Source organism: Streptomyces sp. H27-H5 (assembly GCF_026627505.1).
Lineage (GTDB): Bacteria > Actinomycetota > Actinomycetes > Streptomycetales > Streptomycetaceae > Streptomyces.
This window is the reverse complement of sequence record NZ_JAPNLK010000010.1, coordinates 80,419-106,463: the sequence shown is the minus strand read 5'-3', so window position 1 is coordinate 106,463 and position 26,045 is coordinate 80,419. Positions and strand designations below refer to the sequence as shown.

Below are 26,045 nucleotides of genomic sequence, written 5' to 3'. Positions count from 1 at the left end.
CCGGGGCCCCGCCGAAGCGGGGCCCCGGGCCGTCCGTGTGCCGGATCAGGCGGCCACCGCGGCCGCGACCTCCGCCCCGGCCAGGGCCAGCTCCAGCACCTGGCGGACGTCGGTCACCGGGTGTACCTCCAGTCCCTCCAGCACCTCGGCCGGGACGTCGTCCAGGTCGGCCTCGTTGCGCTTGGGGATGATCACGGTGGTCAGGCCCGCCCGGTGCGCGGCGAGCAGCTTCTGCTTGACCCCGCCGATGGGCAGGACACGCCCGGTCAGCGAGACCTCGCCCGTCATGGCGACGTCGGTGCGGACCTGGCGGCCCGACAGCAGCGAGGCCAGCGCGGTCGTCATGGTGATGCCCGCGCTCGGCCCGTCCTTGGGGACCGCGCCGGCCGGGAAGTGGATGTGCACGCCCCGGTCCTTCAGGTCGGCGACCGGGAGTTCCAGTTCCGCGCCGTGCGAGCGCAGGAAGCTGAGCGCGATCTGCGCGGACTCCTTCATCACGTCGCCCAGCTGGCCGGTCAGGGTCAGCCCGGCAGCGCCGGTCTCCGGGTCGGCCAGGGAGGCCTCGACGTACAGGACGTCGCCGCCGGCCCCGGTGACGGCGAGGCCGGTGGCCACGCCGGGCACGGCGGTCCGCCGCTCGGCCGGGTCCTGCGCGGACTCCGGGACGTGGTGCGGTCGCCCGATGAGCGGCCGCAGGTCGTCGGCGCCGACGTGGAACGGCAGTTCCCGTTCCCCCAGCTCGTGTTGTGAGGCCACCTTGCGCAGCAGCCGCGCGAGGGAGCGCTCCAGGGTCCGTACGCCCGCCTCGCGGGTGTACTCGCCGGCGAGCCGGCGCAGGGCGTCCTCCTCCAGGACCACCTCGTCGGCGCCGAGGCCGGCGCGCTCCAGCTGGCGGGGCAGCAGGTGGTCGCGGGCGATGACGACCTTCTCGTCCTCCGTGTAGCCGTCGAGGCGGACCAGTTCCATGCGGTCGGCGAGGGCTTCCGGGATGGCTTCCAGGACGTTGGCGGTGGCCAGGAAGACCACGTCGCTGAGGTCGAGTTCGACCTCCAGGTAGTGGTCCCGGAAGGTGTGGTTCTGGGCGGGGTCGAGTACCTCCAGGAGGGCGGCGGCCGGGTCGCCCCGGAAGTCGGACCCGACCTTGTCGATCTCGTCCAGGAGGACGACCGGGTTCATCGAACCGGCCTCCTTGATGGCCCGCACGATCCGGCCGGGCAGCGCGCCGACGTAGGTCCGCCGGTGGCCGCGGATCTCGGCCTCGTCCCGTACGCCGCCGAGCGCGACGCGCACGAACTTGCGGCCCATCGCGTGGGCGACGCTCTCGCCGAGGCTGGTCTTTCCGACCCCGGGCGGGCCCACGAGGGCCAGCACGGCCCCGCCGCGCCGCCCGCCGATGACGCCCATGCCGCGATCGCTGCGCCGCTTGCGGACCGCCAGGTACTCGGTGATGCGGTCCTTCACGTCGCTCAGTCCGGCGTGCTCGGCGTCGAGCACCGCCCGGGCGCCGCGGATGTCGTACTCGTCCTCGGTGCGTTCGTTCCAGGGCAGTTCCAGCACGGTGTCGAGCCAGGTGCGGATCCAGGAGCCCTCGGGCGACTGATCGCTGGAGCGCTCCAGCTTCTCGACTTCCTTGAGGGCGGCCTCCCGTACCTTCGCAGGCAGGTCGGCGGCCTCGACGCGGGTGCGGTAGTCGTCGGACTCCTCGCCGTCCTTCTCGCCGTTGAGTTCGCGCAGTTCCTTGCGCACGGCCTCCAACTGTCGCCGCAGCAGGAACTCGCGCTGCTGCTTGTCGACGCCGTCCTGGACGTCCTTGGCGATGGACTCGGCGACGTCCTGCTCGGCCAGGTGGTCGCTCAGCGCCTTGACGGCGAGCCGGAGCCGGGCGACGGGGTCGGCCGTCTCCAGCAGTTCCACCTTCTGGGCCACGGTCAGGAAGGGCGAGTAGCCGGAGTTGTCGGCGAGCGCCGACACCCCCTCGATCTGCTGGACCCGGTCCACGACCTGCCAGGCGCCGCGCTTCTTGAGCCAGCTGGTGGCGAGGGCCTTGTACTCCTTGACGAGCTCGGTGACGGCGCCGGGCAGCGGCTCGGGCACCGTCTCCTCGACGGTCTCGCCCTCGACCCAGAGCGCGGCCCCGGGCCCGGTGGTCCCGGCACCGATGCGGACGCGTCCGCGCCCCCGGATGAGCGCGCCCGGGTCCCCGTCGGAGAGCCGTCCCACCTGCTCGACGGTTCCGAGCACACCGGTGCCCGCGTACTGTCCGTCGATCCGCGGCACGAGCAGCACCCGGGGCTTCCCGCTGCCCGCGGCGGCCTGGGCGGCCTCCACGGCCGCCCGTACGTCGGCGTCGGACAGGTCCAGCGGGACGACCATCCCGGGCAGCACGACCTCGTCGTCGAGCGGCAGTACGGGCAGGGTGAGCGATACGGACGTCGAAGCCATGATCTTCCCTCCGGCAGTGAAGTTGAGCTATGCCGACTCAATGCCGATGAGCCCCTCGATGTTCCCCCACCGCCGTTCGCCGGCGGCGAACACCCCGGCCGGCCCTCGTCCGATGCCCGATCGGCCACCCTCGCCGGCTCGGCGCCGGCTCCCGCCGACCCCTCAGGCCGCCTCAGGCCGCCTCAGGCCGCCTCAGGCCGCCGAGACGCGGACGTCGCCCGAGGTGGTCTTCACCGAGAGGCGGGCGCCGGCCGCCGGGTCGGTGGGCAGGGCGATCCGACGGTCGCCCGAGGTGGTGGAGACGTCGACCCGGTAGGGCGCCGACGGCACCGTCAGGGTGACGTTGCCCGAACCGGTTTCGGCGGCCACCGCGTTCGGGGACGTCGTGAACGCCAGGCGGGCGTCGCCGGACGTGGAACGGATGTCGGCTCCCGGGCCGGCCAGGGCCGAGCCGGTGATGTCGCCCGAGGAGGTACGGGCCTTCAGCGCGCCCGCGATGCGCTCCAGTTCCACGTCGCCCGACGAGGTCTCGACGTCCGCCGCGGCCACCCCGGTCACCGTGACGCGGCCGCTGCTGCTTTCGAGCTTGACCGTCGCGGAGGCCGGCACCTCCAGGCGGTAGTCGACGTAGCAACTGCCGGTGCAGCCGCTGTCGAAGGTGAGCAGGCCCCCGGAGACGCGCTGCCCCGGCCGGGGCGCCGTGTCGCCCCGGTAGTGGACGGTGCGGTGGACGGCGACGCCCGGGCCGCTGCCCGGCGTCACCTCGATGGAGCCGTGCCGGGCGCCCGTGATCTCGACCGCCGTGACGGCTTCGGCGACGGTGGCGTCGGCGCGCACGGTCTTCATCGTGTGCGCGGTCAACGAGCAGCCGGTGAGGAGGAGCCCGCCGACGACGGCGCAGGCCGCGACGGCGGTGCGGGCGGGTCGGGAGGCCCGGGCGAGTGCACCGGGGCGGGCGGCGTGCGCGGTGTGGGAAGGCATGGCGCCAGTCTGTCGAGGCGCGGTCCGCACGACGATGGGGCCGGTACCCGGAGCCCGGGTGGGGTTAACCCCCGGTCGCGACCGGCCGGTTGGACGGCAGACCCCATTCGCTCCACGAGCCGTCGTACACCGCGAGGTCCCGGTACCCGGCGAGGTCGGCGCCCAGCGCGAGCACGCAGGCGGTCACCCCCGACCCGCAGCTGAGGTACAGGCGTTCCCGCTCGCCGGCCAACGCCGCGAAGGCCTGCCGGAGTTCCCCGGCGGGCCGCATCAGCCCGTCCGGGCCCTTGAGGTCGCCGAAGGGCAGGTTCAGGGAGCCCGGCATGTGTCCGCCGCGCAGGCCGGGGCGGGGTTCCGGGGCGGTGCCCGCGAACCGTTCCCGGGTGCGGGCGTCCAGCACGGCCGCCGCCGGGTCGGCCAGGGCGTCGGTCACGGCGGCGGCGTCCACCAGCAGTCCGGCGCGCGGCCGGGCGGTGAAGGAGCCGCGGGGTCCCCCGTATCCGGGCCCGGTGTCTTCCACGGGCAGGCCGGCGGCCTCCCACGCGGGCAGTCCGCCGTCCAGGACGGCGGCCCGGTCGAAGCCCATGGCGCGCAGCATCCACCACGCCCGGGCGCTCGAATGGAGGCCCGCGCCGTCGTACACGACCACCGTGGCCCGGTCGTCGAGGCCGAGGTCCCGCATCGCGTGCTCGAAGGCGGCGGGCGCGGGCATCGTGTGCGGGAGGTCCGTGGTGTGGTCGGACAGGGCGCCGTCGAGGTCGAAGGGCCGGGCGCCCGGGATCCGTCGGTCGGCGCCGCGGTGAGGGGCGACGGAGGCGTCGAGGACGACCAGGTCGGGCCCGCCGAGGCGGGCGGCCAGCCAGGAGGTCCCGACCAGGGGGCCCGGGGGGTTCTGCGACACGGTCATGCGGCGCCTCCGACAGCGTGGTCCACGGGCCGCGGCGGTCCGGCCCGCCTCCCATCCAACCACCCGCCCCGACGTACCACTTGGGCCGACGCCCGCACCGACCCCGCCACGAGCCCCACGCCGATCACGGCCCCGGTACCGATCTCGGCCTCGGCCCCGGCCCTCACCCCCGTCTCAGTCCCGGTCGCAGCCGCCGGCCGCGCCCCGGGCCGCGTAGACCACGATCCGCGCGCCCCGCACCCGCGTCTGCGAGCACGGCACGAACCCGGCGGTCAACGCCTCCCGCTTCGCGACCTCCGCCGGGTACGGGTCCAGGGGTTGTCCCTCCGGGTCCAGCAGGGCCACCACCCGGGGGGCCGCGGCCAACCGCGCCCGGATCCGCGCCGGGTCGGCCTCCGTGCCCCACAGGCTCCGCGAGGCGGTCGGGGAGCGGTCCAGGGCGAGGTCGCGCAGGGGCGCGTACACGGCGGGCGAGGACAGCAGCCACTCGCGGCGCCGGGACGGCATGAACAGCACGGCGTCCCCGGGCCGGGCCCGTTCCCGGACGGCGGCCGCCACCGCGAGCACGTCGTCCGTGCGGCTCTCCGGGGTCCGCAGCCACACCGACCACCAGCCGAACGGCGCGAGCAGCGCGGCCGTCAACACCCACGGCCAGAGCCCGCGGGCGGCCGCGAGCCGGGCGCCGGCGAGCAGGGCGAGCCCGGCCAGCGCGTAGAGGACGTACCGGTCGACGTACCAGGGGTGTGCGAGCGAGACGAGCAGCAGCAGTCCGGGCGGCAGCAGTGCGAGCGGTACGGCGACCCGGACGAGTTCCCGGGGCACCGACGTCCCCCGGGCGAGCAGTGCCACCGCGAGCACGAGCACCCCGTACGCCGCCCAGTCCTGCCCACTCGGCCGCCCGAGCCAGCCCAACTGTCGCTCGGCCTGCGCCGCGCTGACCCAGGCCGGCGGCAGCAGCGCGACCACGACGACGGCGGCGCTCCACCGCCAACCGCGCGAGCGCCGGGCGACGAAGCCGTGCGCGAGCAGGGCCAGTACGGCGAACTCGTGCAGCCAGCAGCCGAGCAGCAGCACCACCGTGTACGCCGCCCACCGCCCGCACAGCATCAGGTGGGTGGCCCACACCACGGCGCAGGCGACGAGAGCGTACGAGCGCCCCTCCTGCGCGTACATCTGCACGGGCGGCAAGACGGCGTACGCGGTCCCGGCCCACAGGGCGGCCCGCTCCCCCGCCGGCCGGTAAGCCACCGCGGCCACCCCGGCGGCGGCCAGGGCGGTGGCGGCGACGGACGGCAGGCGCAGCGCCCACAGGCCGCCGTCCCACAGGGCGAACACGCCGTGCATGAAAAGGTAGTGGAGCCCGTGCACGGCGTCGACCTGCCCGAGCAGCGTCCACAGGTCGCCCAGGGGGCGGTGCGCCACCTGGACGGTGACGGATTCGTCGCGCCACATGCTGCCGCCGGCCGGACCGCGTTCCAGGGACCAGAGCCCCAGGGAGACGGCGACGAGCGGGGGCACCCACCGCCAGAGGGCCGTGCGGCTGATGTCGCGGCTGATGTCGACCTCCGGGTGCTTCCGCGGGACGGGTACGGACTCCATACTCGGGGTCCGGGTCGGCCGAATTCCCGCGGGGGTGTGGCGTGCGCACAGGGCGAACGGGACGGGCGACGGCGGCGACGGGCGCGGTACTCGGGGCGGTGCTGGCCGCCTTGCTGCTCGGCGGGTGCGGCGCCGACGGGAAGCCGGCCGCCCAGCGGACGGAGCCGATCGCGACGGCCGACGGTTCGTCACCCGGAACCCCGTCCGCCCCGCCCGCCGGCACCCCGAGCGCACCCGCCCCCCGGGACCCGACCACCCCGGGCCCCGGTCCCACCGGGACGGCGCCGCCCTCCTCGCCCCGCGCCACCTCCCCGAGCACGACCCTGGTCCGGGTCACCCGCAGCGGCGGCTTCGCCGGGCGCACCGGCACCCTGGTGATCGGCGAGGACGGGTCCTGGAGCCGGCTGGACGGGCGGGCGGACGAGGTCGGCCGCGGGAAGCTGACCGCCCCTCAACTCGGCACGCTGCGGGCGGCGCTCCGGGAGGCGGACTTCGCCCGGCTGCCCCGGACGTCGAAGAGCGGGACCGTGTTCGACGGGTTCACCTACGCCTTCGCGTACGGGGGCTTCGAGGTGGCCACCGGCGACGGCTCGGTGCCGATGGCCCTGACGCGGGTGTTGGACGCGCTGCCCCCGTTCGAGGACTGAGGGCCCGGCCGCGGACGCGCCCGCGACGCGGACCGGAAGGCGGGCCCGTACCCGGAACAAGCGGCACGGGGGCCTCGTTGTGTCCGGCGACGAGGAGTGGCCGAGCGGCCACGGGAAGGAAGACCGATGACCGCCCCCGCACCGGAACCCGTCACCGTCGACCGCCGCGAAGGACCGTACGGGGAGGTGGTGTTGCGCCGGCGCGGGGAGACGCACGAGATCATCGCCAACGGCTGTTTCCTCATGGACACTTCGGACGGCCGCTCCGAACGCCTGCTGATCGACGCGGCGTTCGGGGCCCTGGACCCGGCCCCGGCGGCCCCGTCCGTGCTCGTCGGCGGTCTCGGCGTCGGCTTCTCCCTCGCCCACGCGGCCTCCCAGCCGCACTGGGGTCGGATCGTCGTCGCCGAGCGCGAGGAGGCGATCATCGACTGGCACCGCGGCGGGCCGCTGGCACCGCTCTCGGCCGCCGCCCTCGCCGACCCCCGGGTCCGCGTCCTGCACACCGATCTCGTCGCCTACCTCCACGCCACGGACGACCGGTACGACGCCCTCTGCCTGGACATCGACAACGGCCCGGACTGGACCGTGACCGACGACAACCGCGGCCTGTACTCCCCCGCGGGCCTCGCCGCCTGCCGGGCCCGCCTCACCGCCGGCGGGGTGCTCGCCGTCTGGTCCGCGCGACCGTCCGCGGCCTTCGAGCAGGCACTGCGGAATGCCGGATTCGAGTCGGTACGGACGGAAGAAGTGCGAGTCGCCCGAGGTGTCCCGGACGTCGTCCACCTGGCCCGGGGTCCGGTCGGCCCCACATAGCCGCAGGCCTGCGCCTCCTCTACGCTGCACCCCATCACGCGGGTTCTTCAGGGGCGGGACATGGAACAGACACACACCACCCACAACGGCGCCGCGGCCACCCCAGGCGCCCAGCGGCGCGTGCTCGTGGTCGAGGACGACCGCACCATCGCCGACGCCATCGCGGCCCGGCTGCGCGCCGAGGGCTTCCAGGTCCAGGCCGCCCACGACGGCCCTGCCGCCGTCTCGGCGGCCGAGAGCTGGCTGCCCGAGCTGCTGGTGCTGGACGTCATGCTGCCCGGCTTCGACGGGCTGGAGGTCTGCCGTCGGGTGCAGGCACAGCGTCCGGTGCCGGTGCTGATGCTCACCGCCCGGGACGACGAGACCGACATGCTCGTCGGCCTCGGGGTCGGGGCCGACGACTACATGACGAAGCCGTTCTCGATGCGCGAGCTGGCCGCACGGGTCCACGTACTGCTGAGACGGGTGGAGCGGGCCACACTGGCCGCGACGGCCCCGCGCGGGGCCACCCTGCGCCTGGGCGATCTGGAGATCGACCACGCGCAGCGCCGGGTCCGCGTGCACACCGAGGACGTGCACCTGACACCGACCGAGTTCGATCTGCTGGTGTGCCTGGCCGGCACGCCGCGGGCGGTCCTCTCGCGGGAGCAGTTGCTGGCGGAGGTGTGGGACTGGGCCGACGCGTCCGGGACCCGTACCGTCGACAGCCACATCAAGGCGCTGCGCCGGAAGATCGGCGCGGAACGGATCCGCACGGTCCACGGCGTCGGGTACGCCCTGGAGACCCCGGCCCAGCCGTGAGCCAGCGGCAGCCGGGCGGGCTGCGGCCCTTCTCGCCGTTCTCGATCAAGACGAAGCTGGGCACGCTCGTCGTGGTGTCGGTCTTCATCACCACGGGCCTGCTGCTGGTGGCCCTGCGCACGGACACCGAGCTGCGGTTCATCACGGTGTTCTCGGTGATCGCCTCGATGCTGATCACCCAGTTCGTGGCGCACGGTCTGACGGCGCCGCTCGACGACATGACCACGGTGGCCCGGGCGATCTCGCACGGGGACTACACCCGCCGGGTCCGCGAGGCGGGGCGCCGCGACGAGCTGGGCGACCTGGCCGCGACGATCAACCTGATGGCGGACGACCTGGAGGCGGTGGACCGGCACCGCAAGGAGCTGGTCGCCAACGTCTCCCACGAGCTGCGCACGCCGATCGCGGCCCTGCGGGCGGTGCTGGAGAACGTGGTCGACGGAGTGTCGGCCGCCGACCCGGAGACCATGCGGACGGCGCTGAAGCAGACCGAGCGGCTGGGCCGGCTGGTGGAGACCCTGCTGGACCTGTCCCGGGTGGACAACGGCGTGGTCCCGCTGCGGGCGCGCCGGTTCGAGGTGTGGCCGTACCTGTCGGGGGTGCTCAAGGAGTCCGGGCTGGCGGCCGCCGGGCGGCCGGGGCTGACCTCCGGTTCGGGCGGGCACACCCGCAACGACGTCCACCTCCACCTGGACGTGTTCCCTTTCGAACTGACGGCGTACGCCGACGCGGAACGGCTCCACCAGGTGGTGGCGAACCTGATCGACAACGCGGTCAAGCACAGCCCCCCGCACGGCCGGGTCACGGTCCGGGCCCGGGCCGGCGACGCGCCCGGGAGCCTGGACCTGGAGGTGCGGGACGAGGGTCCCGGGATCCCCGAATCCGAGTGGCACCGGGTCTTCGAGCGCTTCAACCGGGGGAATTCCGGTGGCGGCGACGGGGGCACCGGACTGGGCCTGGCGATCGCCCGCTGGGCCGTCGGCCTGCACGGGGGCCAGATCGGAGTGGCCGAATCGTCACGCGGCTGCCGCATCCTCGTCACGCTTCCGGGCAGCTCCCAGGCATCGCGTTGACGTAGGGTTCGAGTGGGAAGGACATGATCTCGGCCACACGCGCCGGGGTCCGTCAGGGGTGCGAAGCCAAGGGGGCCGCAACCACGGTGTCCCCTACCCGAACCACGCTTGTTTCCCGCCATTCCAAGCGGCGAAACACGCCTTTCGATGTGACCTGCGCGACGTAAGTCCCGCCCGGCCTGCATCGGACGCCGGGGGAGGCGTAGCCTTTATTCCCGCTGTCCATACCTTGTGAAGCGGAAGAGGGCGGTTGCCGCCGTGTCGCCACAGTCCCCCAGTAACTCGAGCACCACGACCGAAGCAGCAGAGGGCGGGAAGACCCCTGCCTCAGGCTTCGGTGCCAATGAGTGGCTCGTCGACGAGATCTATCAGCAGTACCTCCAGGACCCGAACTCGGTCGACCGGGCCTGGTGGGACTTCTTCGCCGACTACAAGGCCGGGGGCGCAGCAGCCCCCGCCAAGGCCGACGGTCCCGAGAAGTCCCCGACGACGAAGGATGGCGCCTCCGCACAGGCCGCCAGCCCCGCCGCCCAGGCCCCGCAGGCCCCCGTCGCGGCCGCCACGGGGGCGGCGAGCGCCGGTGCGAGCACCGGTGCAGCGGGAGCGGCTGACGCCGCGCCCTCGCCCTCGGCCGCGACCCCGCCTGTGCCAGCTCCTGCCCCTGCTCCTGCCACCCCCTCTGGTGCCCCTGCTGTGACTGTCACCTCCCAGGCCCAGGCCGCCGCACCGGCCGCGCCCTCCGCTCAGGCTCCGGCTGCCGCCGCGCCCGCTCCCGCAGCTCCCAAGGCCGCGCCCGCCACCGAGGCCCCCTCGGGACCCGAACTGGTGACGCTCCGCGGCCCCGCCGCTGCCGTGGCGAAGAACATGAACGCCTCCCTCGACGTCCCGACGGCCACGTCCGTCCGCGCCGTCCCGGTGAAGCTGCTGTTCGACAACCGCATCGTCATCAACAACCACCTCAAGCGCGCCCGGGGCGGGAAGATCTCCTTCACGCACCTCATCGGCTACGCGATGGTGCAGGCGATCAAGGCCATGCCGGCCATGAACTACTCCTTCGCGGAGAGGGACGGCAAGCCGACCCTGGTCAAGCCGGAGCACATCAACTTCGGTCTCGCGATCGACCTGGTGAAGCCGAACGGCGACCGCCAGCTCGTCGTCGCCGGCATCAAGAAGGCCGAGACCCTCAACTTCTTCGAGTTCTGGCAGGCCTACGAGGACATCGTCCGGCGCGCCCGCGTCGGCAAGCTGACGATGGACGACTTCACGGGCGTCACGGTCTCGCTGACCAACCCCGGCGGCCTGGGCACCGTGCACTCCGTGCCCCGCCTGATGCCCGGACAGTCGGTCATCATGGGCGTCGGCTCCATGGACTACCCCGCCGAGTTCCAGGGCACCTCGCAGGACACCCTGAACAAGCTGGGCATCTCCAAGGTCATGACCCTGACCTCGACCTACGACCACCGGGTCATCCAGGGCGCGGCCTCCGGCGAGTTCCTGCGCATCGTCGCGAACCTGCTGCTGGGCGAGAGCGGCTTCTACGACGACGTCTTCGAGGCGCTGCGCATCCCGTACGAGCCGGTCCGCTGGCTCCGGGACATCGACGCCTCGCACGACGACGACGTCACGAAGGCCGCCCGCGTCTTCGAGCTGATCCACTCCTACCGGGTCCGCGGCCACGTCATGGCCGACACCGACCCGCTGGAGTACAAGCAGCGCAAGCACCCCGACCTCGACATCACCGAGCACGGCCTCACCCTGTGGGACCTGGAGCGCGAGTTCGCGGTCGGCGGCTTCTCCGGCAAGTCGATGATGAAGCTCCGCGACATCCTCGGCGTGCTGCGCGACTCGTACTGCCGCACCACCGGCGTCGAGTTCATGCACATCCAGGACCCGAAGCAGCGCCGCTGGATCCAGGACCGCATCGAGCGCCCGCACTCCAAGCCGGAGCGCGAGGAGCAGCTGCGGATCCTGCGCCGGCTGAACGCGGCGGAGGCCTTCGAGACCTTCCTGCAGACGAAGTACGTCGGTCAGAAGCGGTTCTCCCTGGAGGGCGGCGAGTCCGTCATCCCGCTGCTCGACGCCGTCATCGACTCGGCCGCCGAGGCCCGCCTCGAAGAGGTCGTCATCGGCATGGCCCACCGCGGCCGGCTGAACGTCCTGGCCAACATCGTCGGCAAGTCGTACGCGCAGATCTTCCGCGAGTTCGAGGGCAACCTCGACCCGAAGTCGATGCACGGCTCCGGCGACGTCAAGTACCACCTGGGCGCCGAGGGCACCTTCACGGGCCTGGACGGCGAGCAGATCAAGGTCTCGCTCGTCGCGAACCCCTCCCACCTGGAGGCCGTGGACCCGGTCCTGGAGGGTGTCGCCCGCGCCAAGCAGGACGTCATCAACAAGGGCGGCACGGACTTCACCGTCCTGCCGCTGGCCCTGCACGGCGACGCGGCCTTCGCCGGCCAGGGTGTGGTCGCCGAGACGCTGAACATGTCGCAGCTGCGCGGCTACCGCACCGGCGGCACCGTGCACGTGGTCATCAACAACCAGGTCGGCTTCACCGCCGCCCCGGAGTCCTCGCGTTCCTCGATGTACGCGACCGACGTGGCCCGCATGATCGAGGCGCCGATCTTCCACGTGAACGGCGACGACCCGGAGGCCGTGGTCCGCATCGCGCGGCTCGCCTTCGAGTTCCGTCAGGCGTTCAACAAGGACGTGGTCATCGACCTCATCTGCTACCGCCGTCGCGGCCACAACGAGTCCGACAACCCGGCGTTCACCCAGCCGCTGATGTACGACCTGATCGACAAGAAGCGCTCGGTGCGCAAGCTGTACACCGAGTCCCTCATCGGTCGCGGCGACATCACCCTGGAAGAGGCCGAGCAGGCGCTCCAGGACTTCCAGGGCCAGCTGGAGAAGGTCTTCGCGGAGGTCCGCGAGGCCGCCACGCAGCCCGCGGCCGCCCCGCAGATCCCGGCGCCCACCGCCAACTTCCCGGTCCCGGTGAACACCGCGGTCTCGCAGGAGGTCGTGAAGCGGATCGCCGAGGCCCAGGTCAACATCCCCGACACGGTCACCGTGCACCCGCGTCTGCTGCCGCAGCTCCAGCGCCGCGCGGCGATGATCGACGAGGGCACGATCGACTGGGGCATGGGCGAGACCCTGGCCTTCGGTTCGCTGCTGATGGAGGGCACCCCGGTCCGGCTGTCCGGCCAGGACTCCCGCCGCGGCACCTTCGGTCAGCGTCACGCGGTCCTCATCGACCGGGAGACCGGCGAGGACTACACCCCGCTGCTGTACCTGTCGGACGACCAGGCCCGCTACAACGTCTACGACTCGCTGCTCTCCGAGTACGCGGCCATGGGCTTCGAGTACGGCTACTCGCTGGCCCGTCCGGACGCGCTGGTCCTCTGGGAGGCCCAGTTCGGTGACTTCGTCAACGGCGCGCAGACCGTCGTCGACGAGTTCATCTCCTCGGCCGAGCAGAAGTGGGGCCAGACGTCCGGCGTCACGCTGCTGCTGCCGCACGGCTACGAGGGCCAGGGCCCGGACCACTCGTCCGCGCGTCCCGAGCGCTTCCTCCAGATGTGCGCGCAGGACAACATGACGGTCGCGATGCCGACCCTGCCGTCGAACTACTTCCACCTGCTGCGCTGGCAGGTCCACAACCCGCACCACAGGCCGCTCATCGTCTTCACCCCGAAGTCGATGCTGCGTCTGAAGGCGGCGGCGTCGAAGGCGGAGGAGTTCACCAACGGTTCGTTCCGTCCGGTCATCGGGGACTCCACCGTGGACCCGAACGCGGTCCGCAAGGTCGTCTTCTGCGCCGGCAAGGTCTACTACGACCTGGAGGCCGAGCGGGAGAAGCGCGGCATCACGGACACCGCGATCCTGCGCATCGAGCGTCTGTACCCGCTGCCGGGTGCGGAGCTCCAGGCGGAGATCGCCAAGTTCCCGAACGCGGCCAAGTACATCTGGGCGCAGGAGGAGCCGGCGAACCAGGGTGCGTGGCCGTTCATCGCGCTGAACCTGATCGACCACCTCGACCTGGCGGTCGGCGCCGACATCCCGGCGGGCGAGCGGCTGCGGCGCGTGTCGCGTCCGCACGGGTCGTCCCCGGCCGTGGGTTCCGCCAAGCGTCACCAGGCGGAGCAGCAGCTGCTGCTGAACGAGGTCTTCGAGGCCTGATCGACGCACCGGCTCGCACCGTGAAGGCCCGGACCCCCGAGGGGGTCCGGGCCTTCCGGCGTTTCCGGCCGGGGTCTACGGCTGGGGTTCGAAGTCCCAGTAGGGCCGGGTCTGTTGGCGTGCGGACACGGTGTGGACGTGCTGCGGGCCGAGGGTGCGCATCAGCGCCCGCAGCCCGGCGTCCTCGTGCTTCGAGGCCTCCACGTCCTCCCGGACGGCCCGCAGGTCGGCGGCGAGGGCGATCTCCGCGCTCAGCGTCATGGGGTGGTCGGGTCCCAGGACCTGTTCGGCGGTCCGCAGGGTCTCCCGGCTGAGGTCCACGGCGTCCTCCAGCCGTCCGGTGATGTTGCGGTGTCCGGTGGCGTTCAGGGCGCAGCCCAGCGTCCAGGGGTGCCGGCCGCCGAGTGCGCCCCGCATGCCGACCAGGGCCTGTTCGGCGAGGTTGAGGGCCTCCTCCCGTTCGCCCTGGGCGCGCAGGACCAGGCCGAGGTTGCCCACGGTGCCGATGCTGTACGGGTGGGCCAGGCCCAGTTGGGACTGGTAGCCGCGCACGACCTCCTCGGAGATCCGGCGGGCCTCGCCGACGTCGCCGTACTCGCGCAGATAGGTGGCGTAGTCGGAGGCGACCATCAGGGTCCAGGGGAACTCGGCGCCGAACACCCGCGTCGAGCGTTCCAGGACGCCGCGCAGGCGGGCGCCGGCGCCGGGGATGTCGCCGGCGCGGCGCAGGCACATGCCGAGGTTGTGTTCGGCGCGCAGGGTCTGCGGGTGGTTGGGGCCGAGTACCTGGGCGTTGAGTTTGAGCCCTTGTTCCTGACGGGCCTGTGCCTCGCGGTAGCGGCCCATGAGCCGCAGGCCCATGGCGCAGCCGATGCCCGAGGAGAGGGTGGCGATGTGCCGTACCCGCAGGACCCGTTCGCGGCGGCGCAGGGTGTCGAGGTCGGTGTCGTACGCCTCCTGGTAGCGGCCGAGGAGGCGCAGGGCGACGGCGACGTTGTTCTGGGCGTTGAGGGTGGTGGAGTCGTCCTCGCCGAGCAGTTCGCGGTAGGTGGTGAAGGCGTGTTCCAGCAGCAGGCGGGCCTGTTCGAACTTGGCGGTGCCGAGCAGCACTCCCGCGTACGTGCTGGTCGCGCGCAGGGTCTCCAGGTCGCGGTCGCCGCGTTCCTCGACGAGCCGGTCCGCGACCGACTTGGCGAGGACCTCGGCCCGGCGGAAGTGGCCGAGCATGCGCAGGGCGCCGCCGTGGTGGTAGCTGAGTTCGCGGACCTGGTCGTGGTCCTCGCCGAGCATGGACCGCCAGGCGCCGTCGGTCTCCTCGGCGAGCCGCAGGCAGGTGCGGTACTCCCCGGCGAGGATCAGGTAGCGCAGGCAGTGCAGCAGGAAGTTCTGGATGCGGGGGTTCGTGCTGGTCAGGACGCCGGCCGTCTCCAGGTGCGGGATGAGTTCGGCGTACCGGGGCCAGAGTCGGGAGTCGGTGGGCCGGCCCGGGTCGGCGGCGGCGAGGACCTGGCGGACGGCGCGGGAGAGCTGCTCGGCCTCCTCCTCGCCGAGGTCGTCGCGGACGATGTTGTGGACCATGCGGTGCAGTTGGACGGTCTCCAGGCCGCCGCCGCCCTCCTCGACGGACAGGTCGGAGTACTCCAGGCGGACGACGGAGAACTGCACGAGCTTGTTGAGGGCGGCGTTCCAGCGGATCTGGTCGTTGATCAGGCCGGCGAGGTGCTCGGGGACGTCGGCGGCGGGGAACTCGCGCAGCAGGCGCAGCGGGACGCGGCCGGGCGCGAAGAAGACGAACAGGCGCAGCAGCGCGAGGGCGTCGGGGAAGTTCTCCCGGACGTTGTTGAGCAGTATCGCGAGCGCCGTGGGGAAGGGCAGCGGGTAGTCGTCGGAGAGGGTGACGGCCTCGTGGGTGTCCAGCCGGCGCCGGAGCAGGGTGAGGTACTCGCCGACGCCGAGCGGCGAGTCCGCGAGCCAGCCCGCGGTCTGGTCGAGGGCCAGCGGGTAGTCCTCCAGCGCTTCCGCGAGCTGGTCGGCCTCCTCACCGGAGAGCCGGCGGGCCCGCCGGCGGATGAAGGTGACGGACTCGGGCCGGGCGTAGAGCGGGACCTCGACGAGGCTCGTGTGGCGGGCGGCCCACTCGCGGTTGCGGGAGGTGATGATGACGTCGCCGGCGCCGGACGGCAGCAGGTCGATGAGGTCGTCGGGGTGGTCGCAGCCGTCGAAGACGAGCAGCCAGCGGTGGTAGGGGGTGCCGCGCCGCAGCGCCTCCAGCACGGCCCGGATCTGCTCGCCGTAACTGCCCGCGCCGCGCGGCAGGTCGAGGGCGGGGGCCAGGTCGGCGAGGCGTTCGCGCAGGGTGGGCCGGTCCTCGGCGGGGACCCACCACACCACGTCGTACTCGGAGGCGAAGCGGTAGGCGTACTCGGTGGCCACCTGGGTCTTGCCGACGCCGGAGAGCCCCAGCAGGGTGACGGTGGACGCGCCGGGGGGTGCCTCGGTGAGGGCGGCCCGCAGGGCGCCGATGACGTCGTTGCGGCCGGTGAAGCGGGGGTTGCGGCGCGGGACGCGGCCCCAGACCTCCGGGGGGTCGTTGGGGAAGCGGGGGCCGCGGCGGCCGCTCTCGGTGCCGATCCGGTCGGTGGGCAGCTCCAGTCGGCGCAGGACGCGGTACTCGGCCTCGTACGCGTCCAGGCCCCACAGGTCGGTCTTCTCCAGGGCGGCGACGGCGCTGGGCAGCGGGGAGTCGGTGAGGCAGACGGCCGCGAACCGGTCGGGGTGGGCGCCGGTGACGGTGCGCAGGGCGGCGTTCCACTCCTCGTCGGTGTGGGTGCCCGCGGAGAAGTAGCGCTCGCTGAGGACGACCAGGATCCGGCCGCCGGAGCGGGCCAGGTCCTCCAGGGCCTCGGTGAGGCCGGGGCTCGTCTGCGGGTCCCAGCGTTGCAGGGCCACGCGGTGGCCGTGCTCCTCCAGGCGGTGGGCGATCCACACGGCCCAGGGGCGGTTGAACCCCGCGAAGCTGATGACGAAGCGTTGCGGCTGCGGGGCTCCGTCGCGGTCGTGGCGCGTACCGGTCGTCATGCGGCCGTCTCCCTGGGATCCGGGCGGTGGACGGGTTTGAAAGGTACCGCAGCGGACGGTTCGTCAGCCCTCGGCGAATGCGGTGAGTTCGGGGTGGTTCTCGCACCAGGCGCGGCGTTCGCGCTCCAGGGTCCGGCGGGCCGTGGCGTACTGGTTTCCGGGCGGTGGCAGTTCGTCCATCGCGCGTTCGGCGGCGGCCATGCCGTCGGTGAACTCCCTTCCGGTGGCGGTCAGTCGGGGATGTCCGCGCAGTGCGGGCAGCACGGCGGCCACCTGGGCGCGGATCCGGGCGTGTTGGGCCCAGGCGCCCCGCGCCCCGTACAGGGCGGCGCGCTGCCAGTAGCCGGCCAGGGCCAGGTGGGCGTACGCGCCGTGCAGCAGCCCGTCCAGGGGGCGCGGGTCGCTGCGCCAGGGGGCCCAGTGGCAGGGGGTGCGGTCGGCGGTGTGCAGGGTCAGGACGTCCGCGAGGGCGGTCAGCTTCCCGTGCTGGACCTCGTGGACGAGGGTGGCGGCGAGGGCGGGCGGGGGCTGCGTGCGGGCGAGCACGGAGCCCGCGGCGGCGGGCAGGGTGGCGCCGCTGGAGCGGGAGCCGCCGGCCAGCGGGACGACGGAGCGCAGGAGGCGGCCCATCTCGTCGGCGCGGGCGGCGTCGTAGCGGCGCAGCAGGGTGAGCGCGCCGGACCACTGGGTGTCCCAGCGCTTGTGCCCCTTGGGGGTGAGCCGTCGGGCGGGGCGCACGGGGGCCGGGGGGCCCGAGGGCGCCCGGTACGGGTCGAGGTCGTCGAGGGCGGTCCGGCCGCCGGGCAGCCCGTGCAGGGGCACGGCGTCCACGGCGGTCTCCCAGGAGCGTTCGGTGACGGCGAGCGGGCCGGGACGATCGGGCCGCAGCAGGCCGAGGGTGGGCAGCACGAGCCGGCCGTGCACGGGGCGCAGGGTGGTCTTGAAGGTGATGCCGGAGCGCAGCGCGGCGGCGGCGGCGAGCGCCCCGAGCCGGCCGAGGTCGGGCGCGGGTCCGTCGGGGTCGTGGAGCCGGCGCAGGGTCTCCTCGGCCCAGACGCCGGTGGCGGGGTAGTGCAGTACGTCGCGCACCGCGTCGGGGTCGTGCCGCTCGGCCTCCTCCAGCAGCGCCCAGTGCTCGGCGGTCTCGGGGCCGGGTGCGGCGTCGAGGACGGCGCGCAGCAGGAGCAGTCGTTTCGACCTGCGGACGTCGCGGACCAGGCGGGTGCCCTCGGCGGAGGGTTCGGTGGAGGCGAGGGCGCGCAGGGTGTGGGAGTCGACGGTGAACGGGGCGAGGCCGGTGCCCGCCGGGGGTTCGGGGTCCTCGCTCATGAGGCGGCCCGTCCCGCGGTGGCGGTGTGCAGCGCCCGGGCGATGTGCCGGATGAGGACCTGGAGGTCCGCGCAGTAGACGGAGGGCCGGCGGAAGCCCTCGCCGGCCCGGTAGCGGTGCGGGTAGTGGCCGCCGCCGCACACCTCGACGAGTTCGCAGGCGCGGCAGCCCGGCGCGAGCGCGTCCCGTCCGAGTTGGCGGGCGGCGAACCCGGGATGGTCGAGGAGTTCGTCGAAGCTGTGGCGGTCGACGTGGAGTCCGGTGGCGGCGGCGCCCTCGTAGGCCGACTTCAGGGAGTCGGCCTGTTCGATGGCGCCGTCCGTCTCGATCACGGCGGTGGTCGCGGGCGCGAGCCCGAGGGTCTCGGTGGCCTCGGGCAGGCCGAGGAGCAGGGCGATGATCTCCTCGAAGATCCGGACGCGGGTCCGCCGTGCCCCGTCGTGCCACCAGCGTTCGAAGACGGCGAGCAGCCAGTCGGCGTACGGGGTGGTGTGCGGGGCGCGTCCGGGCGGCGGGTCGTTCCAGTTGGCCAGGGGCAGCAGCAGGCCGAGGGTGGGCGGCGCGAAGCCGAGCAGCGAGGAGTACACCTCCAGCGGGTCCTGCGTGACGTCGACGACGCACAGCACCCCGGCGTAGCTCTCCGGGTGTCGGGCGAGCAGCCGCAGCCCCCGGGCGGCGGCGGCGAAGCCGGGGCGGCCGGCGTGATCCACCCGGCGGGCGTTGTGCGCGGGCAGTCCGCCGTCGAGGCTGACGCCGACGCGGATGCCGGCGGCGGCGAGCGCGGCGAGCCGGCCGCGGGTGAGCAGGGTGCCGTTGGTCTGCACGGTCGCGGTGACCCGCACGCGGGGGCCGGTGGCGGCCCGGACGGCCTCGACGGGGGCGGCCAGTTCCTCGGGGGCGCCGAGCAGGGGTTCGCCGCCGTGCAGGACGAGGTCGACGCGGGTCAGGTCGTGGGCGGCGGCGTGCTCGGCGATCCGTTCGGCGGCGCGGTGGGCGGTCGCGGGCGTCATGATCGCGGGGCGGCCGCGCCAGCTCTGATCGGCCATCTCGTAGACGTAGCAGTACGTACAGGCGAGGTTGCAGCGGCTGTGCGTCTTGAGCACGAACTGCCGGATGGGGTGCGGGCGGTGGCCCGCGGCGCGCAGGGCGGGCACGTCGAGCCGGGTGTAGGGCCACGGCGCGTGGTGCGCGTGACCTGCGGGGACGTCGCGGGGCGGCCGTTGCGCGGGCAGCGCGCCCTCGCCGGTGATCGCTCGCCTCATCGCCTGCGCCTCCCTCCCCCGGCTACCGCTGGGGGGACCCCCGGGACGGTCCATCCCTGCCCCCCGGACGGCCTGCACTAACGGCGGAAAGTGGTCAACTCCCGTCGTATACGGCGGTGGTGGGCTCGTGTCAGGTGACTCCCGAGTCGAAGGCGTTCAGGATCTCGGCGGGGTGGGTGACCCGCTCGACCATGCCCTTCATCACCTCGGCCAGCACCGGATGCTCGATCTCCCGCAACGCGGTCAGATCCAGTCCGGACAGGTCCGGTAACCGCCCGGGACACCTCCGGACACCGGTCGTCGTCTCCTGCCGTCCCGTCACCATCTCCGGTCCGCCCCCCTGTCGTGTCCCGGGCCGGACGCTCGCCGGCCCTCTTCCCCGCGCCGCCCACCGGGGCCGGTCCGGTCCGCTCGCGCCGGCGCGCGGGGCGCGGTCACAGGCCGGCCTCCAGGACACGGATCCGTGCCCGCAGGCGCTCGGTCCGCCGCTCGGCGTCCCCGCCCCCGAGTCCCTGCCACAGCTCCACCGCGGAGCGGTACGCGTCGAGCGCCGCGCGCGGTCGGGCCAGCCGTTCCAGCACCTCCCCCCGCAGCTCCTGCGCCCGTACCGCCAGCCGGAGCGCCGCCTCTCGGTCGGGCCCCGGCTCCGTCTCCGACGCCTCGCGCCAGGCCCGGCGGTAGGAGTCCGCCGCCCGGTCGAGCCGGTCGACGGCCCGCGTGTGTCCGTGGATCTCCCGCTGGACGTCACCGTGCTCGCGCCAGGCCCCGGCCCGCTCCAGCGGGCCCCGGCCGTGCCGGGCCGCCAGTTCCAGCAGGTACTCCGCCTCGCGCAGGTCCACCACGTCGCCCTCGTAGGCGTGCCGCAGCCGCAAGCCCGCCGCGAGGCGCCGCAGCCGGTGCCCGGCGCGGGGGTCGGACTGGGGCACGGCGGCCCGGCTCTCGCGCAGCACCCGTACGGCCGTCGACGCGAACCGGTGCGCGTCGGCGTCGGGCGCCCGTGCCCGGTCCAGGAGCACGTCACCCCACTCGGGCAGCAGTTCCCCGAAGGCGTCCCCGTCCCGGGGGATCAGCCGGCGGGCCCGTCCGTACGCCTCGGCCGCGTCCTCCAGCGCCCGCGGGTCCGCGTCCCGCGCGTACCGTGCCCGGTGCACGCGGGCCAGGCACACCAGCGCGGCCACCCGCGCGCCGGCCTCGCCGGTCTCGGTCAGCGCGGTGGCCAGTTCCCCGGAGGCCTCCTCCAGCCGTCCGGGCAGGTGGCTCAGGGCCGCGGCGCGCTCGACGCGGACCCGGGCGCGTGCCTCCGGTTCGGCCCGCGGGTCGGCGGTGAGCCGCCCGGCGGCCGCCTCGGCCAGCTCCGCGCGCTCGGTCGGGTCGGGGGTGTGGGGCAGCAGGGCCAGCAGGACCCGACCGAGTTCCCGGCCCCGGCGCGCCTCGGCCTCCCCCGCGTCGCCGGCGTCGTCCGGGTCGGCGAGCGCCTCCAGCGCGGCCCGTGCCTCGCGCAGCGCCCCCGGGTCGTGGCGCAGTTCGCCGAGCCGGACCAGGCTGCGGGCGCGGCGCACGGCGCAGTCCAGGCGCAGCGCCCGATCGGCTCCCGGCGCGGCCCCGGCCGCCGCGAACTCCCGGTCCGCTGCCTCCAGCAGTGCGCCGTCGGGGAGCCCGCCGTCCGGCGCGACGCCGGCGAGCGCCCGTTCGTACAGCACGCGGCCCCGCAGTGCGCGGGCCCGGGCGTCGGGCTGTCCCTCGACGGCCCGCTCGGCCTCCGCGAGCAGTTCCGGGTCCCGCTGGAGGGCCCACAACCGCAGGAGGGCGCCGGCCAGTTCGGCCTCGGCCTCGCCCGGCGGGTCGTCGGGCCCGGGCGGGGCGGCCACGGCCCGGCGCAGCAGGGTGACGGTCTCGTACAGCCCGCGCTGCCCTCCGTCGAGGGGCCGGGCCAGGGCGGTGCGCAGCGCCCGCTCCCGCGCGTCGGCGGCGGGCGTCGCGGGCGGCGGCGGGGCCTCGGCCGTGTCGGGCGGCGGGCCGGGCAGGTAGCGCCGTACGACCTTCGCCGACACCTGGGCGAAGGCCTGCGGGAGCCGGCCGGCGGGCATCCGCTCCTCGGCGGAGTCCATCGGCGCGCCGGTGAGCTGGGAGACGGCCAGCGCGGGGAAGTTGCGCACGCCCCGCCCGAAGTGGGCCAGGACGTACTCCGAGCAGTGCTTGAGGACCAGGGCGGCCTCGTCGCGCCCGAGCGGCCCCAGCAGCACGTCCCGCACGCCCGGCACGAACGCGTACCAGCCGCTGTCGGGCCCCCGCCGCAACAGCCCGCTCAGCAGCACCTCGGCGAGGTCGGAGGGCTCCGAGTCGGGGAGCATCGTGCGCTGTACGAGCCGCATCACGGGCAGGGTGAGCGGCGCCGCGGCGAGGTAGACGGCGAGCTGTACGGCCCCGGGGGACGCCGACGAGCGGAAGCGGCTCACCAGTTCGCGCGGCGGTCGCGCGGCCCGGGGCGGCGGCGCGGGGGCCGCCGGGTGGTCGGCGAGGACCCGGCCCACCTCGGCGGGCACGGGCCCGGTGCCGAGGCCGGCGACGAGCCGGGCCCAGGCGCCCAGGGCGTGGGCGTGGGGCGGCAGCACGGGCACGGTCAGGCCGCCGGTGGGGCGGCCGGGCCGGGGCGGCCGTTCCGGGCGGAACCGCAGCCGGCGCCCGCGGCCGTCGACCCGGGACAGCTCCCCGCGCTCGGTGGGCAGCCAGCTGCGGCCCCACAGCCGCTGGGGCAGCGGCTGTACGACGACGCAGGGGGCGCACTCGGCCCACCGGTACAGGAGCCGCTGCGCCTCGCCCTCGCGCCAGACCGGTCCGGCGCAGTCGGAGACCACCATGGTCAGGGTCCGCCCGGTGGGGTCCCGCAGTTGTTCCCCGGACCGCAGTGCGCCTCCCGGCGAGGGGCCGCGTCCGATGAGCGCCGTTCCGTCGCCGAGCCGGTGCAGGTAGTGGACCTGTACGTCCCGGAAGGCGCCCAGCCGCTCGCACACGGAGCGCAGTTCGTCGAACAGGTCCTGCCAGACCGCCATCGACGGGGAGGCGTCCATGACCAGCCGGACGGTGGCCTCGCGCCGGCTGTCGGACCGCAGCACGGGGATGAGCAGCCCGAGCGCCCGGGCGCTGGCCTCCGCGGTGGCCGCCTCGTCGAGCACGGTACGGGTGGGCGGCGCGGCGGGCCGGCGCCGTTGCAGGGCGCGCAGGGCCCGCTGGACGTCCATGATCCGGGGCAGCGCGGTCGCGCCGGGCACCCGTACGGGCAGCCCCGCCGGGGCCTCGACCTCGACCTCGGCGCCGGGGAACCGGCGCCCGGCGGGATACAGGGTGACCGGATCCTCGGGGTCGGTGTCCTCCCGCGCGGGCTCCGGCGCCCGGGGCGGCCGCGTCGACTCGGCCCGCGCGGGCGGCGGCGGCCGGCGGACCCGCGCGGGCCGGGTGCCGGGCTCCCCCGGTGGTCCTGCGGTCAGCCCGGCCAGCCACAGGGCGTCGGCCAGTTCCTCGGCGGACGGGTCGAGGCCGGCGGCCCGCAACAGGGCGGCCAGTTCCCGGATGGGCTCGACGGGGGACGCGGAGGGCACGGGGGTCACCTCGGCCGGTCGAGGCGCTGGATGAGCAGGTCGGCGAGGTCCTCCCGGGTGGGCGGGGCCGCGTGGTGGGTGAGGTAGATGGCGTTGAGGAGTTGGTCGGCCGCCACGAGTTCGGTCTGCGAGCGACTGAGGAACTCCCGGATCAGGTCGGCGCCCAGCCGGGCGGCCTCCTCGCCCAGGTGGGCCCGGACCATGGTGGCGAGCCGTTTCTCCCCGGGCTGTCCGAGCTTGAGCTGGATGCAGCGGCGCAGCAGGGCGGCGGGGAAGTCCCGTTCGCCGTTGCTGGTGAGGATGATGAAGGGGAAGGCCCGGCAGCGGATCCGGCCGTCCCGCACGGCCACCTTGGCTCCGTCGTCGGTGAGCACCCGCACCTCGGGTTCGGTGTCCGCGACCCGTTCCAGCTCGGGCAGCGTGAACTCGCCCTCCTCCAGCACGTTCAGCAGGTCGTTGGGCAGGTCGATGTCGCTCTTGTCGATCTCGTCGATGAGCAGCACGCGGGGGCGTTCCGTGGGCAGCAGCGCCGTCCCGAGCGGTCCTAGGCGGATGTACTTGCCGATCCCGGGCGAGCCGCCGGGGTTCCCGCCGCCGGCCGCGATCTGTACGTCCTGGAGCCGGGCGATGGCGTCGTAGCGGTACAGGCCCTCCTGGAGCACGGTCCGTGAGACCACGGGCCAGCGCAGGACGCGGCCGAGCCTCAGTTCGTGCGCGACGGCGTGCGCGAGCGTGGACTTGCCCGTTCCGGGGAAGCCGGTGACGAGCAGCGGCCGGCGCAGGTACAGCGCGGCGTTGACCGCCTCCAGTTCCTCGGGCTCCGGCCGGTGCATTTCCGCCGCCTGTCGGTGTGCGCCGAGCCGGCGGGCCACGTTCGCGTCGGCCGCCGCGCCGGGGCCGCCGGCCTCCAGGGCGGGGCCGCCGTCGAAGTCCCGCCAGGGGGGCGGGTCGGGGAGCGCGTCGATGCCGTCGTGGGGTTCACCGACGCCCCGGTAGATGAGCCATTCCTCGTTCACGTCCGCTCCTCCCGTGCCGTGCGCAGCGTTCCCGTGCCGTCGGGGGGCGTCTCCCGGCGCCGCCCCGGGTCCCCCGTACGCCGTGCCGGCCACCGCCGCGGCCGACGCGGGCGCCCCGCCGCGGGGCCCGTCACAGGTCCCCCTGGAGCGGCTCGTCCTGCGGCAGCGCCCGTCCCGGGTCCTCCCACACCAGCGTCATCCCGGCGGCCCAGTAGGCGTCGGGGTCCGCCCCGTGGGCCCGGCTCCGCAGGGCCTTCAGCCGCAGCGGCAGCACGGCCGCCCGGCCTGCCTCGGCGAGTTCCTCGCGCAGCCCGCGGTGGAACGGCGCGCACGACTGCCCCGGGTCGGCCGGTGGCCGCCGGCACACGAGCACCCCGTACCCCGCGTCCCGGACCGCGTACAGCGCCCCGAGGGTGGGCTCGGCGGCCGCGTCCCGGCACAGCACCGGGACGGTGTTGTCGACCAGGGCCGCCAACCAGGCCGGTGAGGGGCTGCGTTGACGGCCGCGGAAGCAGTCGGCGCGCCGCCCCTGGAGCGGGCCCTCCTGGACGCGCGCCCACCGTCCGCCCGGTCCCGCCGCGCCGGCGTCGCGCTCCGCACCGTCGCCCGGGTGGCGGAACACCACCGGCCGCTGGACGCCCACCGGGATCCCTCCCGCCACCGGCCACTCGTCGACCGCCAGCCCGAACAGCTCGGGGGCGACGGCCACTTCGAGGAGGGCGACCGCCTCGTGCGTGTCGCACCGCCGGAACCCCTCGGCGAGCGCCGCCCGCGAGGCCGCCGGCAGGCGGGCCGGGCTCACGCGGGTGCCGGAGTCCAGCGGGGTGACCCGCTGCGGCCCCGTGAGCACCGAGACCCGCCAGTCGTAGACCTCTTCCCAGCTGTGCGCCCACACCTCCAGCAGGACCGAGGGACCCGCCGGCAGGCCGCCGGCCGCCCGGGCCCTTCCCGGGGCCGTCTGCCCGGCCCGGGCGCGCCGGCGCAGTTCCCGGTCCGCGAGGCCCCGGTCGCGGCGTTCGCCGAGTTCGCGCCGCAGGGGTCGCCACAGCCGTTCCGCGGTCGTGCGCACCCAGTCCCACAGTTCCTCGTCGGCGCCCGGGGAGGGCGGTTCGCGGTGGTCGGCGACGCTGACGTCGGTCGCGTAGCGGAGCATCGCGGCGGCCTCCCCGCCGGCGCCCGGCGGGTCGTGCAGCAGTCCGAGGCCGTCGCGCCAGCTGAGCGGGGCGGGCAGCCCGGTGTCGGGTTCCTCGCCGCGGGCGGCCTCGGCGAGCGACCGGACCGCCTCCGAGGAGCCGGGGGGCGGCAGTTCGGCGAGCAGCCCGCACAGGGTGGTGCGCTCGGCGGGGGTGAGGCGGGTGAGCCGGCCCCGGCTGCCGTAGGGGTCCTGTTCGTCGCCCGGGAGTTCGTCGTGGACGTCGGTCCAGGTGCGGCGGCTGTTGAGATCGCTGAGGTGTTGGTCGTAGTGGTAGAGGTCGTGGGCCTGCATGACCCTGCGGTACAGGCCGATCTGTCCGGTGGCGGCCATGGGCAGGGTGCGCAGTTGGGCCACGGACACGGCGAGGCCGCCGCCGCCGGCGTGCCGCCGGGCCTTGATCACCCCGATGACCTCGCCGCGCGCCAGGTCCACGACGGGGCCGCCGGACATGCCGGGTTCGATCTCGTCCTCGTCGCCGAGCCGGATCGCCGCGCCGCCCCCGGCGGTGCCGCGCAGTCGTGTCGTACGGCCGGTGATCTCGCGCATCCCGAGGTCCTCGGTGCAGCCGAAGTACGCGGCCTCGTCGATGCGGGGTCGGGCCCGGTCGGTCAGCCACACGCAGGCGTGCGAGACGGGGGCGAGGACCCGGATCAGGGCCAGGTCCGGGAGGTCCCACAGGGCGCCCCGGCCGGGGCGGCGTTCCTCCAGGCGGTCCGGGAGCACGCATTCGACCCGCCCCGCGACCGTCCCGGTGACCGCGGCCGCGCCCGGGATCCCCGCGGCGGCGCCGCCGGAGAAGAAGGAGATGCCGACCTCGCGTCCGACCAGGCGCACCGCAGCACCCCCTTCGCCGATCACGTGCGCGCACGTCAGGACCCAGCCGGGGGCGATGAAGAAGCCGCTCCCCCACGTGGGACCGGACCAGTGGCTGCCGGGGAGTGCATACCCGTCCGGGGCCGCGTGCACGCGTACGGTGGCCGCCCGGACGAGGGGCTCCAGGAGCTCGAAGGCGCGCGCGGCGCCGCCCGTGCGCCCGTCCTGCATCCCCCGCCCCCTCAGGTCGTGACCATCCAGGCTAGCGGCGGCCCGGGGAGGGCGGGAGGCCTGGCCGCGAGCCGGGA

Annotated in this window: 16 protein-coding genes; 5 read left to right on the top strand and 11 right to left on the bottom strand. The window is 74.7% G+C overall.

The genetic code is table 11. From position 1 onward, the window contains the following. Positions 1-45: 45 nt before the first annotated feature. From lon to OTB19_RS06975, 4 genes are all read right to left on the bottom strand, one after another. A complete protein-coding gene (gene lon / locus OTB19_RS06990; protein WP_267797135.1) occupies positions 46-2,442 on the bottom strand; it encodes an endopeptidase La in 2,397 nt (798 codons plus the stop codon). Positions 2,443-2,634: 192 nt separating this feature from the next. Next, positions 2,635-3,423, bottom strand: coding sequence for a DUF4097 family beta strand repeat-containing protein (locus tag OTB19_RS06985; RefSeq protein WP_267797134.1), 789 nt, complete (start codon positions 3,421-3,423; stop codon positions 2,635-2,637). A gap of 64 nt (positions 3,424-3,487) precedes the next feature. Next, positions 3,488-4,330, bottom strand: a complete 843-nt coding sequence (locus OTB19_RS06980; RefSeq protein WP_267797133.1) for a sulfurtransferase — start codon at positions 4,328-4,330, stop codon at positions 3,488-3,490. 174 nt (positions 4,331-4,504) lie between these two features. Next, a complete protein-coding gene (locus OTB19_RS06975) occupies positions 4,505-5,929 on the bottom strand; it encodes a glycosyltransferase family 39 protein (RefSeq protein ID WP_267797132.1) in 1,425 nt (474 codons plus the stop codon). A 41-nt stretch (positions 5,930-5,970) separates the two neighbouring features. Here OTB19_RS06975 and OTB19_RS06970 point away from each other — a divergent pair, with 41 nt between their 5' ends. The 5 genes from OTB19_RS06970 to OTB19_RS06950 all read left to right on the top strand — a co-directional run bounded on the left by OTB19_RS06970 (position 5,971) and on the right by OTB19_RS06950 (position 13,448). Next, complete coding sequence (locus OTB19_RS06970) at positions 5,971-6,576, top strand: hypothetical protein (RefSeq protein ID WP_267797131.1); 606 nt, start codon at positions 5,971-5,973, stop codon at positions 6,574-6,576. Between the two features lie 126 nt (positions 6,577-6,702). Beyond that, positions 6,703-7,392 (top strand): spermidine synthase, encoded by a 690-nt coding sequence (locus OTB19_RS06965; protein WP_267797130.1) that lies wholly within the window; start codon positions 6,703-6,705, stop codon positions 7,390-7,392. A 60-nt stretch (positions 7,393-7,452) separates the two neighbouring features. Then, complete coding sequence (locus OTB19_RS06960; protein WP_053676466.1) at positions 7,453-8,193, top strand: response regulator transcription factor; 741 nt, start codon at positions 7,453-7,455, stop codon at positions 8,191-8,193. Continuing rightward, positions 8,190-9,266 carry a HAMP domain-containing sensor histidine kinase gene (locus OTB19_RS06955; protein WP_267797129.1) on the top strand — a complete coding sequence of 359 codons (1,077 nt, stop codon included), beginning with the start codon at positions 8,190-8,192 and terminating at the stop codon, positions 9,264-9,266. The genes OTB19_RS06960 and OTB19_RS06955 overlap by 4 nt, the downstream gene beginning before the upstream one ends. A 258-nt stretch (positions 9,267-9,524) precedes the next feature. Next, positions 9,525-13,448 (top strand): multifunctional oxoglutarate decarboxylase/oxoglutarate dehydrogenase thiamine pyrophosphate-binding subunit/dihydrolipoyllysine-residue succinyltransferase subunit, encoded by a 3,924-nt coding sequence (locus OTB19_RS06950; RefSeq protein WP_267797128.1) that lies wholly within the window; start codon positions 9,525-9,527, stop codon positions 13,446-13,448. A 75-nt stretch (positions 13,449-13,523) separates the two neighbouring features. Here OTB19_RS06950 and fxsT read toward each other — a convergent pair whose 3' ends face one another. The 7 genes from fxsT to OTB19_RS06915 form a co-directional block, all read right to left on the bottom strand. Further along, positions 13,524-16,526 carry an FxSxx-COOH system tetratricopeptide repeat protein gene (fxsT, locus tag OTB19_RS06945; RefSeq protein WP_267797127.1) on the bottom strand — a complete coding sequence of 1,001 codons (3,003 nt, stop codon included), beginning with the start codon at positions 16,524-16,526 and terminating at the stop codon, positions 13,524-13,526. A 63-nt stretch (positions 16,527-16,589) separates the two neighbouring features. Further along, positions 16,590-17,855: an HEXXH motif domain-containing protein gene (locus tag OTB19_RS06940; protein ID WP_267797126.1), complete on the bottom strand. Its 1,266-nt coding sequence runs from the start codon at positions 17,853-17,855 to the stop codon at positions 16,590-16,592. Continuing rightward, positions 17,852-19,117 carry an FxsB family cyclophane-forming radical SAM/SPASM peptide maturase gene (locus tag OTB19_RS06935; protein WP_267797125.1) on the bottom strand — a complete coding sequence of 422 codons (1,266 nt, stop codon included), beginning with the start codon at positions 19,115-19,117 and terminating at the stop codon, positions 17,852-17,854. Before OTB19_RS06935 ends, OTB19_RS06940 begins: the two co-directional genes overlap by 4 nt. A 130-nt stretch (positions 19,118-19,247) precedes the next feature. Further along, positions 19,248-19,442, bottom strand: coding sequence for an FxSxx-COOH cyclophane-containing RiPP peptide (fxsA, locus tag OTB19_RS06930; RefSeq protein ID WP_267797124.1), 195 nt, complete (start codon positions 19,440-19,442; stop codon positions 19,248-19,250). 109 nt (positions 19,443-19,551) lie between these two features. Further along, positions 19,552-22,713 carry an SAV_2336 N-terminal domain-related protein gene (locus OTB19_RS06925; protein WP_267797123.1) on the bottom strand — a complete coding sequence of 1,054 codons (3,162 nt, stop codon included), beginning with the start codon at positions 22,711-22,713 and terminating at the stop codon, positions 19,552-19,554. Positions 22,714-22,718: 5 nt separating this feature from the next. Further along, entirely contained in the window at positions 22,719-23,729 is a 1,011-nt protein-coding gene (locus OTB19_RS06920) for an AAA family ATPase (protein ID WP_267797122.1), read from the bottom strand. A gap of 130 nt (positions 23,730-23,859) precedes the next feature. Next, complete coding sequence (locus tag OTB19_RS06915) at positions 23,860-25,968, bottom strand: trypsin-like peptidase domain-containing protein (protein WP_267797121.1); 2,109 nt, start codon at positions 25,966-25,968, stop codon at positions 23,860-23,862. Positions 25,969-26,045 lie beyond the last annotated feature (77 nt).

What these genes read in the sequence shown, in the direction of transcription:
- OTB19_RS06935 (WP_267797125.1), bottom strand. Translation starts at nt 19,117, where the DNA reads ATGAGGCGAGCGATCACCGGCGAGGGCGCGCTGCCCGCGCAACGGCCG.
- OTB19_RS06940 (WP_267797126.1), bottom strand. Translation starts at nt 17,855, where the DNA reads ATGAGCGAGGACCCCGAACCCCCGGCGGGCACCGGCCTCGCCCCGTTC.
- fxsA (WP_267797124.1), bottom strand. Translation starts at nt 19,442, where the DNA reads ATGGTGACGGGACGGCAGGAGACGACGACCGGTGTCCGGAGGTGTCCC.
- OTB19_RS06985 (WP_267797134.1), bottom strand. Translation starts at nt 3,423, where the DNA reads ATGCCTTCCCACACCGCGCACGCCGCCCGCCCCGGTGCACTCGCCCGG.
- OTB19_RS06960 (WP_053676466.1), top strand. Translation starts at nt 7,453, where the DNA reads ATGGAACAGACACACACCACCCACAACGGCGCCGCGGCCACCCCAGGC.
- OTB19_RS06975 (WP_267797132.1), bottom strand. Translation starts at nt 5,929, where the DNA reads ATGGAGTCCGTACCCGTCCCGCGGAAGCACCCGGAGGTCGACATCAGC.
- OTB19_RS06915 (WP_267797121.1), bottom strand. Translation starts at nt 25,968, where the DNA reads ATGCAGGACGGGCGCACGGGCGGCGCCGCGCGCGCCTTCGAGCTCCTG.
- fxsT (WP_267797127.1), bottom strand. Translation starts at nt 16,526, where the DNA reads ATGACGACCGGTACGCGCCACGACCGCGACGGAGCCCCGCAGCCGCAA.
- lon (WP_267797135.1), bottom strand. Translation starts at nt 2,442, where the DNA reads ATGGCTTCGACGTCCGTATCGCTCACCCTGCCCGTACTGCCGCTCGAC.
- OTB19_RS06965 (WP_267797130.1), top strand. Translation starts at nt 6,703, where the DNA reads ATGACCGCCCCCGCACCGGAACCCGTCACCGTCGACCGCCGCGAAGGA.
- OTB19_RS06980 (WP_267797133.1), bottom strand. Translation starts at nt 4,330, where the DNA reads ATGACCGTGTCGCAGAACCCCCCGGGCCCCCTGGTCGGGACCTCCTGG.